At 71.4% G+C, this 12,973-nt stretch carries 5 protein-coding genes; 2 read left to right on the forward strand and 3 right to left on the reverse strand.

Annotated elements, in window-relative coordinates:
* Window positions 1-2 precede the first annotated feature (2 nt).
* Both SNOUR_RS14205 and SNOUR_RS14210 read left to right on the forward strand, forming a co-directional pair.
* A complete protein-coding gene (locus SNOUR_RS14205; protein WP_067346955.1) occupies window positions 3-7,193 on the forward strand; it encodes a DEAD/DEAH box helicase in 7,191 nt (2,396 codons plus the stop codon).
* Complete coding sequence (locus SNOUR_RS14210) at window positions 7,190-9,607, forward strand: UvrD-helicase domain-containing protein (RefSeq protein WP_067346957.1); 2,418 nt, start codon at window positions 7,190-7,192, stop codon at window positions 9,605-9,607. Before SNOUR_RS14205 ends, SNOUR_RS14210 begins: the two co-directional genes overlap by 4 nt.
* Before the next feature lie 140 nt (window positions 9,608-9,747).
* Here SNOUR_RS14210 and SNOUR_RS42925 read toward each other — a convergent pair.
* The 3 genes from SNOUR_RS42925 to SNOUR_RS14225 form a co-directional block, all read right to left on the reverse strand.
* Window positions 9,748-10,709, reverse strand: a protein-coding gene (locus tag SNOUR_RS42925; RefSeq protein ID WP_376738515.1) for an IS5 family transposase whose coding sequence is annotated in 2 segments (ribosomal slippage) — window positions 9,748-10,316 and window positions 10,316-10,709 — 963 coding nt in all. Because the reading frame shifts where the segments join, the coding sequence is not laid out codon by codon here.
* A gap of 74 nt (window positions 10,710-10,783) precedes the next feature.
* The gene (locus SNOUR_RS14220) at window positions 10,784-11,077 is read right to left on the reverse strand and encodes a hypothetical protein (RefSeq protein WP_067346958.1); all 294 of its coding nucleotides are present in this window, start codon (window positions 11,075-11,077) and stop codon (window positions 10,784-10,786) included.
* A 358-nt stretch (window positions 11,078-11,435) separates the two neighbouring features.
* On the reverse strand, window positions 11,436-12,734 hold the full coding sequence (locus SNOUR_RS14225) for a cytochrome P450 (protein ID WP_312632571.1): 1,299 nt from the start codon (window positions 12,732-12,734) through the stop codon (window positions 11,436-11,438).
* Window positions 12,735-12,973 lie beyond the last annotated feature (239 nt).

Below are 12,973 nucleotides of genomic sequence, written 5' to 3' on the forward strand. Positions count from 1 at the left end.
CTATGAAACCCACACTCGCCGCGCAGGCATTGCGCGATACGACGGTCGAGTATCTGACCACCACGTTCGCGCTGGCCGAGCCCGCTACCCAGGCCGCGCTCACCGACTTCCTCACCGACCCGGCCGACGGGCTGTTCCGTGGCCCTTACCTCCGCATCCGGCGGCCCTTCCGGGCTGCCGAGGACGGCTGGCAGCAGCATCTCGACTGGTGGAAGAGCGGTTTCTGGCCGTACGCGCATCAGGCCGAGGCCTTTACGCGGCTGACCACCAAGGGCGGGCACGCCCCCCAGCCGACCCTCGTCACCACCGGTACCGGCTCCGGTAAGACCGAGTCCTTCCTCGTCCCGGTCATCGACCACTGCCGACGTGCGAAGGCGGCCGGCAAGCACGGAGTCAAGGCCGTGCTCCTCTACCCGATGAACGCGCTCGCCGGGGACCAGGCCGACCGTATCGGCAAGCTGCTCGACGACGAGCGGCTGCAGGACGTGACCGCCGGGCTCTACATTGGTGAGGCGAGCTCCACCAAGAACGGCTCCCCGTATGGGCGGGTCGCGGTGGACCGGGCCGAGATCCGGCGGAATCCGCCGGACATCCTCATCACCAACTACAAGATGCTGGACCTGCTGCTCCAGCGGCAGCAGGACGCCCCACTGTGGGTGGACGCGGATCTCGCGTACATCGTGATTGACGAGTTCCACACCTATGACGGCGCGCAGGGCACCGATGTCGCCATGCTGCTGCGCCGCCTCGGGGCGGTCGTCGGAGCCGCTGAGGAGGGCCGTCCGCTCGGCTCGATCTGCCCCGTCGCCACCTCGGCGACGCTGGGCGAGTCGCCCGTGCGCGACCGGCAGGACCAGGGTGGCGGGACCGGGCCTCGCGCCATGCTGGATGTGGCCTCCCAGGTGTTCGGGGTGCGGTTCCCCGACGACGCGGTTGTCGGGGAGGACCGGCGAGAGCTGAACTCCTTCCTCCGCCCCGTCGACCTCACGCTGCCGCTGCCCGCGCCCGCCGACCTCGTCGCCCTGCCTGATCCGACCGCTGCCGCCGACGGCGGCGGGCTGGACGCCCTGTCCCGGGCCGTGCTCGGCTGCGACACTTCCGACGCCCGAGAGATGGGCCGTCGGCTCCTCGCGCACACGCTCACCCACGATCTGCTGACCGCCGATGTGGATCAGCCGCTCACCGCCGAGGAGATCCTGGCCGCCTTCCCCGCGAGCTCCTCCTGGCGGGTGGCCGCGGTACAGGACCCGCAGGACGCTGCCGAGGCCCTGGCCCGGTTCATCGCGCTGATCTCGGTGGCCCGGGACCCGGGCGCGCCCGCCGGCCAGGAACGGCCGCTCCTGCTCGTCGAGACGCACCTATGGGTGCGCTCGCTCTCCCGCGTCCTGCGGTTCGTCTCACCGCGGCCGGTGTTCTCCTGGACGGACGCCGATCAGGCCGCCACTGCCGCCGTCGCGTCCGTCGAGCAGGAGGAGCGGCGGCGGGCCGCAGCCCGCACCGGGCGACTGCCCTCGGCGTACTGCCGGCACTGCGGGCGCTCGGGCTGGAGCGCCATCAGCCCCGAGCGGAACCCGAGCTCCCTGGTGACCGCGCCGGATGACATCTACCGGCTCAGCGCGAGCGGCGGCGCCGGCAAGGCGCGGGTACGAGCCATGATCGCGGCCACTCCCGCGGAGGCGGCCAAGCAGGCGCGGCAGGCGCTGGACCACGGCATGCGGCGCGGGCGGCGGGCTGCGACCCGCGAGGCGACCGTGCTGGTGCTGGAGGACAGTGGCGAGGCGCTGCGCCGGATCGACCCGGACGAGGTGTTCCACGCCGACGGGTCGATCGCCGAGGCCCCGGAGAACGGGGTGTTCGTCAAGACGTGGTTCGACAACGCCGACCGGGACGAGTACGCGAAGCAGGACCGCTGCCCGGCTTGCGGGCAGGCGCAGGGCATCCGCTTCCTGGGTGCCGGTGTCGCGCCGCTTGCGTCGGTGGCCGTCACGCAGCTGTTCACCGGTGGGGAGTTGCCGAAGGAGGACGCCGACGGGAACGACCGGCGCAAGACCCTGATCTTCAACGACTCCGTGCAGGACGCGGCGCACCGGGCCGGGTTCGTTGCCTCGCGGGCCTGGAAGTTCTCGCTGCGGGCGCTTGTGCACCAGCAGTTGGCGGAGCGCTCGGCGGAGGAGCCCGACTACGGCGCGGACGGCGTGCCGCTCAATGAGCTGATCGCCTCGCTGGTGAAGCGGGCGTCGGTGGACAAGGAGAAACTGCTCTCCTCCGTCGTGCCACCGGACCTCCACGATGTGGAGGGGGTGAAGCGACTGCTGGCCGGCAAGAAGCGCCTGCCCAAGGGGACTTGGGACCTGGTCGGGGAGCGGCTGGCGTTCAACACCCTGCTGGAATTCGGGCTGAACTCGCGCTTGGGCCGGACCCTGGAGCTCACCCGCACGGTGGCGGCGGAGGTGTTCCTGCCGGACCCCGAGCGCGCGGCCCGGGTCGCAGAGGCGCTGTACGAGGAGCACCTGCGGCGGCAGTTGCCGGTGGATCCGGAGGACGCACAGGAGGATGAGGAAAGCCAGGAAGGCAAGGGCGGCGCGGAGGGCGCCGAAGGCGTGGCGCGGCGCGCCCTGCCCGCGTCCGGACCCGAACGGCTGCGCCGCTTCGAAGGGTTCGTACGGGGTTTGCTGGAGCACGTACGAACCAGCGGCGGCATCCGGCACACCTGGCTGGACGGGTTCATAGAGGCCGAGGGGCGCAACCGCTACACGATCTGGACCGGGCGGCCCGAGGGTATGCAGGCCTTCGGGCGGAACTCCGACGCGCCGGCCTTCGTCCTGGTCGGGGCGCGCTCGGGGCGGACAGACTTCGAGCGGGTCGATACCAAGGAGAGCTGGTACACCGACTTCGCCGCGCGCTGCCTGGACATGGACCGGTCCCTGGCGGCCGGTTACCTCGCGGAGCTGCTGCCGCGGCTGGCGGACGGCGAGGTGGGCGCGCTCGCCTATCGCCGTACGGGCGAGAACAACGCCGGCGGCAACAACAGGGGGCACGGCGTGTACGGGCTCACTCCCGGGCACATCCGGGTGCGGCCGCTGAGCGACGAGCAGACGGCAGGGGCGGCGCTGGCCTGCCCGGAGTGCGGCTGGACGCAGACCGTGCCGCCAGAGCGGGTGGCGGTGTGGCAGGGGCTGGCCTGTCCGCTCAAGGGGTGCACGGGGCAGCTGGCGGTGCCTTCCGCGCAGGCTCCCGGACGGGCCGGGCGGGACTTCCGGGCCGACTACTACCGGCGGTTGTACCGGGAGGCCGACCCGTACAGCGTGGTCGCCGCCGAGCACACCGGTGTGCTGAGCCGCAAGGCCCGCGAGGAGATCGAGAAGGGCTTCCGGCAGGGCGTCCGGCACACCGACCCGAATGTGCTCTCCTGTACGCCCACCCTGGAACTAGGTATCGACATCGGCCAGTTGGAAGCGGTGATCCTCGCGTCGCTGCCGCCGAGCACCGCCGGGTACGTGCAGCGGGTCGGCCGGGCCGGCCGGTCGACGGGCAACGCGCTGATGGTGTCGCTGGCCGACACCAGTCCGCGTGCCCTGTACCACCTGTCCGAGCCGCGCCACCTGATCGCCGGCCGGATCCTGCCTCCGGGCTGTTTCCTGTCCGCGGGCGAGCTGCTGCGCCGGCAGTACGTGGCGCATCTGATCGACCTGGCTGCCCGGGGCCGGCTGGAGGGCGTGACGCCGCTGCCCGACCGGGTGACGGCGCTGTTCGGCCGGGTCGGCTGGCTGCGGCGGTTCGAGCAGGCGGTGACCGGCCGGATGGAGCTGGTCGAGGAGTTCCTGAGGCTCTTCCCCGAGATCGAAGGCGTGCCGGACTCGGGGGCCTCCCGGGATGCCCGTACGGCGCTGCGCCGCTTCGCCGCCGGCAAGCTGGCCAAGGACCTGAGGGATGCAGAGGACGCCTGGGAGGCTGAGCGGGCCGAGCTCGTGGACCGCCGGGCCGCGATCAACATCGCGGCGGAGGCGCTCCACGAGAACGTGGACGACGAGGCCCGGGAGAAGCGGAACCTCGACCGTGAGGCGGCCGCGGTCGCCAAGCGGCTACAGGAGTTCGCGCAGGCAGGGGCACAGGCGTTCCTGGTCGAGCGGGGTCTGCTGCCGAACTACAGCCTGGTGGAGGACGGTGTCCGGCTGGAGGCCGCGCTGACCCGCAAGGAGCCGGCCCGGCGCGACCGCGGCGGATCCGGACCGGTGGCGGGGTCAGGGTCGGATGAGGCGCCGAAGTCGCAGTGGCGTACCGAGATCCGCCCGTATGACCGGCCATGGGAGTCGGCTCTCACCGAGCTGGCGCCCGGGAACTCGTACTACGTGCTCGGCTATCGCCACAAGATCGACGGATTCGATCTGGGGCCGCGCCCCAAGAAGGGCGAGGAGGGCGCGCGTTCGGCCGTGGTCGCCTGGCGGGTCTGCCGGGAGTGCGGGTACGTCCGTACCGAGAACGCCGAAGCAGACACGTCGGCATGCCCGCGCTGTGCGGGGCCCGGGATCGGCGGGCGGGCCGCGCTGCACCATGTGATCGTGCCGCGCAAGGTCACGTCCCGGGACAAGCGGGATGACGCGCGGATCATCGACGACCACGACTCGCGCACCCAGCGCCACTACTCCACGGCCACGGCGGTGGACATCGACCCCGCGGCGATCAAGGAGAGTTGGCGGCACTCGGGCACCACCTTCGGTGTCGACCACGTGCGTGAGGCGGTCATCCGGCGGTTCAACCTCGGCCCCGCAAAGCTCAGTCGGCGGCCGGACACGTACTTCGCCGGCACCGAGGTCACCATCACGCCCTTCGTGCTGTGCCCGTTGTGCGGCGGCGCCACGGACCGGGAGCCGGGGCACGTTCCCGTACAGGAAGAGCTGTCCGAATCGCTGGCCGCCCGGCCGGAGTTGGCCCATCACCGGCCCTGGTGCCCGACCCGGCGCCGGGACCGGTCCACGCAGGCCCAGGACCGCCGGGTGATCACCGCCACCGAGCACCGCACAGAGGCGTTGCGCATCCTGCTGCCCGCCGCGACCCTGCACGTACCGGAGCGGCTGGCGTCCTTCTCGGCGGCCCTGCACTTGGGGCTGGCGCTGCGCTACGGCGGGGACCCGGCGCACATCCGGTCGACGCCGAGCACGGAGCCGGACCGCGAGAGCGGGCTGAGCCGCAACTACCTGGTGCTGTACGACTCGTTGCCCGGCGGGACGGGATACCTCCAGCGGCTCGTGGAGGGCGACGGCGAGGAGTTCCGGACCGTACTGGCGGCGGCGCAGGCGTATCTGCGGGACTGCCCGTGCGAGGACGGTTCGCGCCGCGCCTGCCACCTGTGCCTCCTCGGGTACGCACCGGAGCGCGACTACCGGCTGCTGGACCGCCGGGAGGCGCTGTGGATGCTCGACGACACGCTCGGCGAGGACGGCCGCAGCCGGTGGGCGGTCAAGCCCGTACGCAAGGACCGGGCGGGCCGGGAGGAGGACGAGGCGGAGGACCGGCGGCGGTTCGCCGAGCAGGCGCAGAGCGACCTGGAACGGCGGTTCATCGACTGCCTCGACCGCTGGCTCGCCGATCCCGCCAACCAGTCCGACGTAGGGCACGAGGAGACACCGACCGGCCGCCAGGGCAAGCAGATCACGCTGCGCCGACGGGACGGCTCGCCGATCCGCTGGGAGGTCGTGGCACAGAAGCCGCTGCACGCGCAGGGCACCGTGCCGGATCTGCTGCTGCGGCCGGTCGCGGGCGAGACCACCTCGGACGGCGCGCCGCCGATGCCGGTGGCGGTCTATCTGGACGGCTACCGCTGGCACGCCTCGGCGCAGACGAACCGCATCGCCGGAGACGCTGCCAAGCGGGCCCGGCTACGTGCCGACGGCACCCTAGTCTGGCAGATCACCTGGGACGACGTCATGGCCTGGGAGAAGGAGTTGCGGGCCCGGGCCGGGCGGGGCGCCGCGGCGGACGGGGACGAGGCCGCGCGGGTGCTCGCGCCGGCGCTCGCCGGGCCGTCGGCGCAGGCCGCCTGGCCGCCGTACCCGGTGGAGGGCGAGAAGACGCCGGGTGGCCGGGCCCGGGAGCGATGGGCCCAGCAGCGGCAGGATCCCGCCGAGATGGACCGGCTGTTCGCGGGCGCCATCCCGGCACTGCTCGGCTTCCTGGCCGACCCGGACCTGCGGCGCTGGCACGCTCTGGCCCGGCTGTGTGTGATGGGTCTGCTGCCTCTGGCGAGGCGGGAGGAGGTGGTCAACGCTGCCCCGAAGGCGGCCGTGCCGTGGATCGAGGCGGCGCTGCGCGGCGACGAGCGTCCCCCGGTCAGCGGTGAGGGGCTGAAGCTCTACCCGGTGGCCGATGCCTCGGGGCTGCCCCTGGTACTGATCGGCGATCCGCGGGTGAAGCCGCAGGGGCTGAGTGCACTGGCCGTGCTGGACGACCGCGCCGAGGCCGTCGCCGGTGACAGCGCCGCGCACCGGCGGCGCTGGAAGGCGTGGCTGTGCTGGGGGAACGTACTCCAGTTCCTGGATCCGACCGGGGCGGGCCGCGCGGACGGACTCCAGCTCGCCCGCAGCGAACTGGACTCCTTCGATGCGGGGCTGCTGGCGGCCACGGCCGTCCGGGCAGACGGGCTGTTGACGGCGCTGCGCGCGGAGCTGGCCGGCACCGGACTGGTGGTGGCGGAACCGGAACCGGAGCCGCCGTACGCGGAGCGCGAAGCCGCGCCGACGCCTGCTGCCCGGACCGAGCCCGGGGCAGGCAGGGCCCCCGAGCATGTCGCGGCTCTGGAGCGGGCCGCTTGGAATCTCGTCCGGCGTCAGCTCTCGTACGTGGGCGACCCGGCCGTCGACGCCCTCGCCCGGGCACTCGCGGAGCGCGGCGATGTGCGGGCCGCCGAGGCGGGCTGGGACGCCGATGGCATCTCCCGGCCGCTCGAACTGGCCTGGCCCGACCGGAGGATCGCGGTCGTTCTGGCCGAGGACGCGGCGGACGATGCCTATGTGGCGGAGTGCGCGGCGGCGGGGTGGCACGTCCGGGCGCCGGGTGCATGGGACGAGGAAGAGCTCGCCGCCCTGCTCCGCGACTGGCAGCAGAGCGCTTCCGAAGGCGTTTCCGGGGGCACCTCCGGGAGAGTTTCCGAGAGGGTTTCCGGAAACGCCCCCGGAGAGGGAGGGGACCGGCGATGAGCCACGCGGTCAGGACACAGGTCGCCGTCACACCGCAGGCGAACGAGGACATCCGACGGCTGGACGCGGGCACGAAGAACGCCGTGGGCGACTTCGTCCGCCGGCTTCGGGCGGACCGGTCCAACCGCGCCCTGCGCCTGGCCCCGCTGCGCAAGGCGGGGGGCAACGGACGGCTGTTCCTCGCCACGCTCGACGGCACCCGGATGGGGCTGCTGCTGGAGACCGAGGAGAACCGCTTCAGTCTGCTGGCCGTACGCGTCGGCCCCACCGCACGGGACGAACTCGCCCGGCTGACCGTGGAGATCAACACGGTCTCGGGTGGCGTCGAGCTCGTGGACCAGAGCGAGGTCAGCGCCAACGTCGTCGCGATGCCCGCCCGCCCCCAGCCGGGCCACTGCGCCGGGGCAGGGGAATCCCCGGCGGGCGAGGGGGCGACCACTGCTGTCGAGGCGACCGGTCGGCCGCCTGCGGCGGAGACCGCCCCGGAATCGGGCGGCTCACCCTCCCCTCTGCCCGTTCCTCTCTTCGCCCGCTTCGAGGACGAGGACCTTATTGGGCTGGGCGTCATCGCGTCCCTGCTGCCGGCCCTGCGGCGGATCACCGACAGCCGACAGTTGGCGGCCGTGCTCGGCCACAACCTCCCGGGGCTCACCCGTGATGTGCTGCTGGCGCTGCACGACGGCATGAAGCCGGACGACGTGCGCCGGCACATCACCAGCCAGTGGGAGGCCGAGGACGAGGTCGACCCGCATGACTGGGCCCGGGCGGCACGTCGGCCGGTCTCCCAGGTCAGCACGGAGGACGCGGCCGTCCTGGACGCGCTTGGCGACAGTTTCGACGCCTGGCGGCTCTTCCTCCACCCCGAGCAACAGCGGCTTGCCACCATGTCGTTCAAGGGGTCGGCGAAGGTCACCGGAGGACCCGGCACGGGCAAGACCGTGGTGGCCCTCCACCGTGTGCGGCATCTCGTCGCACAGCTGCCCCCGGGCCAGAACCGTCCCGTGTTGCTGACCACGTACAACACCAACCTCGCCGCCGACCTGAAACAGCGCCTGCGCCAGCTCGGTGGCGACGCGCTCCTGCGCCGGGTCGACGTCAGGTCCGTGGACCAGCTAGCCCGCGAGGTGGTCGAGCAGCACCCGTCCGCTGTGCTGGGCACTCCCCTGCGCGATGAGGAGGCTATGGGCCTTTGGCATACGGTATGTGCCGCGGCGGGCGTCTTCGACTACGACGCCGACTTCCTCGACTCGGAGTTCAAGCACGTCATCCTCGCCCAGGACTGCGGCACCGCCCGCGCGTACTTCCGCGCCGAGCGCCGCGGCCGGGGTGTGCTGCAGCGTACCGACCGGAGTCAGGTGTGGGAGCTGGTGGAGGCGTACCGCGCCCATCTGGCTGGGCCACCCCGGCGCACCACGTACGCGCTGATCGCCGACGAGGCCGCCCGAATCGAGGAGCGCCGCATGGCCAGGGCGGCCGAACAGGCGCGGTACAAAGAAGAGCACGGCGGAATCGATCTGATCCACCGCGAGGCCGGCAGCGGTATGTGGCTGAAGCCCCGCTACCGTCATATCGTGGTGGACGAGGCCCAGGACCTGTCCGCCTCGCACTGGCGGATGCTACGCGCGATGGTCGCCCCCGGCCCCGACGACATCTTCTTGGTGGGCGACGCCCATCAGCGCATCTACTCCCATCAGGTGGTGCTGGGCAGGCTCGGCATCAACGCCCGGGGGCGAGCGTCCCGCCGCCTGACGCTGAACTATCGCACCACACGGGAGATCCTGGGCAGTGCACAGGGCCTGGTGCGCGGCGAGAACTTCGACGACCTCGACGACCGGCCGGACACACTGGACGGCTACCGCTCCGTCCTGAGCGGGCTGGCCCCCCAGTACTGGCGGGCACCCGACTGGGAGACGGAGATGCGGGCCATCGCCACCCTGCTCAAGGAGCGTCACGAGCGTTACGGCACTCCCTACGCGGCCATGGCCGTCAGCGTGCCGGACAAGGCCGCCGCCAGCCAACTCGCTTACGCTCTGGCAGACAAGCCGTTCCAGATCCCGGTGAGTGAGATCGGCCGTGACGGCCCACCCGACATCGACACCGTACGCATTGGCACCCTGCACAGGTTCAAGGGACTGGAGTTCCAGCGCGTGTTCCTGGCAGGCGTCAGTGAAGGACTGGTGCCACACCAGCGCATCGAGGGTTTTCGGCTCAGCCAGCCCGCCCGGTACCGCCAAGAGGAGCAACGGGCGCGTTCCCTGCTGTTCGTCGCAGCCACCAGGGCCCGGGACGAGCTGGTGGTGACGTGGCACGGCAAGGCCAGCCGCTACCTGCCCGAGCATGCAGACAGAGACGCCGGCCGGGCGACGTCCCTGCTGACGGACGACGGCCCGCCGTCCGGCTCGGCCGCTGCCTGACACACGGACGCACGGTGTACTAGGTGCCATCGTCGCCAGCGCCACTGCTCTCCCCCGACGTCCCTGGCGGCATTCTTGTCCGCGACAGCGAAGGGCTGGCCAAGGCCGTCCGTCCTACGACGTGAGTCGGGCGGCTTGGGCTAGGGCGCTTCTGATGGCTCTTGGACGGTGTCGCGGAGCCAGATGACGATCGCTGCAACGGTCAGGGTGCCGTTGAAGATGTAGTCACGTTTGTCGTACCTGCTGGCCACTGCGCGGTGCTGCTTCCACTTGCTGACGCATCGCTCGACAGCGCTGCGGTGGCGGTACTGGGTCTTGTCGAATGCCGGAGGTCGTCCGCCGGCCTGGCCTTTGCGCCGGCGGTTGGCCCGTTGGTCATCGGGCTGGGCGATGGTCGCCTTGATGCCCCGTCGTCGTAGGTAAGCACGGTTGTCGTAGCTGGAGTACGCCTTGTCACCGCGGACGCGATCCGGCCGGCTACGAGGCCGACCCGACCCGCGCCGTCGGATGCGTAGGCCCTCCAGCACGGGGATGAACATGGGGCTGTCGCCCCGTTGGCCTGGAGAGATCTGCCAGGTCAACGGGCGGGCCCGGTCAACGGCCAGCAGATGGACTTTGCTGGTCAGTCCGCCTCTTGAACGCCCCAGCGCCTCACGCCCATCGTCTTCCACACGCGCACCGCCCCCTTTTGCGGAAAGTCCCGCGGCGGCCGGCGGCGGGCACCGGCCGCGTGCTGGTGTGCGCGGCAGGACGTGGAGTCGATGTTCACCGCCCACTCCCGCCGGCGCTGCACGCTTTCCTTCTCGACGTCTTTGGCCAGGGTCCCGTCGGGGTCGGTGGCGTCAGCCTCGATCTGTAACTCGGTCAGGATCTGCTGCCAGGTACCGTCAGCTGACCAGCGGCGGTGCCGTTCATAAACGGTCTGCCAGGGGCCATATCGTTCGGGAAGGTCCGGCCAGGGAACGCCGGTACGGGCCCGGAACAGCACCCCGTTGATCACCGTGCGGTGATCGGCCCATTGCCCGCCGGGCCTGCCGTTGGCGGGCAGTAAAGCCTCGATCTTCTGCCACTGCGCGTCCGTGAGCTCATGTCGCCGCACCATAAGACGCAACTGCCCAGCCGGAGCACTGATCCACCACCCCGGCAAGAGCCATCAGAAGCGCCCTAGTTGACGAACTACGCCGCCCCGTACCGCACCCGCACCGTGGACCAGTCGATGCCGAGCCCGGCGACGAACTTCCGTGCCAGGGCTAGGTCGACGCACGGGACGAGCAGGATGAGCCGGCCGCCGGTGGTGACGGAGCCGCCGCCCAGCCGGTCGCGGGCAACCGGGTCCGCCACCAGTGCGTGGTGGAGGCACCGGGCGTCGACACCCAGCGCCTCGATGTCGACCGCATTGGCGTCCAGTGCCGTCCGCGGCAGGTACCGGAAGGTGAGCACCGACTCCTGGTGGTACTGCTTGGCCAGCACACCGGCGATGTGGTGCAGCCCGGCGGCGGAGACATTACGCCGGAGGCGCGGGCGGCCTCGACCAGGTCCTCGGGGCCCGGATCGCGGTGGGGAGGGGACACCCTGGCTGCCTCCCTTGCAGGCCGGTCTCGGTCCGGCCTGCAAGGCCATCGCCTCCAGACCATCGGAGGTCATCGGGCTGCCGACCACTACTCGGCGCTCATGAACCGTGCCGGAGCATCTCCTGGCCGTCGGCGATCAGGAAGCGAATGGTCAGGAGGCGAATCGTCGCGGGCAGATTGCGCCGGATGGGGGGAGCCGGCCCGGGCCGCGCCGCTCAGACTGGCCGGCCCAGCGGCCCCCCCCGCTCGCCCCTCCCTCAGTCGTCCAGTCGCACGGGCAGTGAATCGATGCCGTAGACGATCGACAGCTTGCGGAATTCGAGTTCCTCCGGGGGGACGGCGAGGCGCATGGCGGGGAAGCGGCGGACCAGGGCGGGGTAGGCGGCGCGGAGTTCCATGCGGGCGAGTTCGGCGCCCACGCAACGGTGGATGCCGTAGCCGAAGGCGAGGTGCGAGGGGACCTTGGCGCGGTGCGGGTCGAACTGTTCCATGTCGGGGCCGAGTTTGCCGTCGCGGTCGGCGCCGCTGAGGGAGCACAGGACGACGTCGCCGGCGGCGATCCGGACGCCGGCGATCTCCATGTCCTCGCGGGCGAAGCGGGGGAAGGCGACCTGGACGACGGTGAGGTAGCGCAGCAGCTCTTCGACGTAGCGGTCGACGGCCTCGTCGCCGTCCTTGAGGGCGGCGAAGTGCTCCGGGTCCTGGAGGAGGACCAGGGCGCCGAGCGCGAGCATGCTGGCGGTGGTCTCGAAGCCGCCGGTGAGGACGCCGTCGGCGAGGCCGGCCAGTTCCTCGTCGGTGACCGAGTCGCCGTGTTCCCGCACGATCATGCCGAGCAGGCCGTCACCCGGGTTGGCACGCTGCTTCTTGACGACCTCGCGGAAGTAGGTCAGCGATTCGGATATGGCGCCGAAGGAGGCGTTGGCGCCGCTGAAGAGGTCGAAGCGGGCGGCACTGAGGCGCTCGAAGTCGTCCCGGTCCTCGTAGGGGACGCCGAGGAGCTCGCAGATGACGAGGGAGGGGATGGGCAGGGCGAAGGCGGCGACGAGGTCCACCGGGTCGCCGTTGCTGCCGGCCTTCTCCATGGCCGCCAGGCGCTCCTCGACGATGTCGTGGATGCGGGGCGTGAGCCTGTTCAGGCGGCGCATGGTGAATTCGGGGGTGAGCAGCCGGCGGAGGCGGGTGTGCACGGGCGGGTCGGAGAAGCCCAGGCCGCCGGGGTTCTGCTCGGCGCCGGCGCCGGCCTTGCCGATGAGGTTGGTGAAGTCGGAGCTGAAGGCGTCGGCCTTGCCGAGCACCGCCTTGGCCTCGTCGTAGCCGGTGACCAGCCAGACGTTGGCGGCTATGGGCACCGGGAGCTTGCTGATGGGCTCCCGTTCGCGGACGGCGGCCAGGTCGGGGACCGGGTCGAGACCGTCCCGCCGCAGGGGCATCAGGACGGATTCCGGCAGGAAGGACATGCGGGAAAGGTCGAAGCCCTTCTTCCGCGTTCTCGCCAGGTAGAGGCGGCCGGCCCAGGCGAAGATCCGGGAACGGAGGGTCGTCATGGCGGTCATACTGCCTTTCGTCGCGGGGGACGGTCACCCGCGCTCGGCCGCCCCCGTGGACCGAAACGGCGCGGGACCTTTACTCGGCGTGCTTGGTGTCGTACGCCACAGCCCCTCGCGTGCGGCGCCATGGCGCGTGTCCATGGCGTCGACCGGTGCGATCGGTGCGATCGGTCGTCCGTATCAGCGTGACGAGCTCGGCCTTCTGCTTTTCGTTCTGACCGAGTTTACAAACTGCCATTGACCTC

The sequence above is a fragment of the Streptomyces noursei ATCC 11455 genome (genome assembly GCF_001704275.1).
Lineage (GTDB): Bacteria > Actinomycetota > Actinomycetes > Streptomycetales > Streptomycetaceae > Streptomyces > Streptomyces noursei.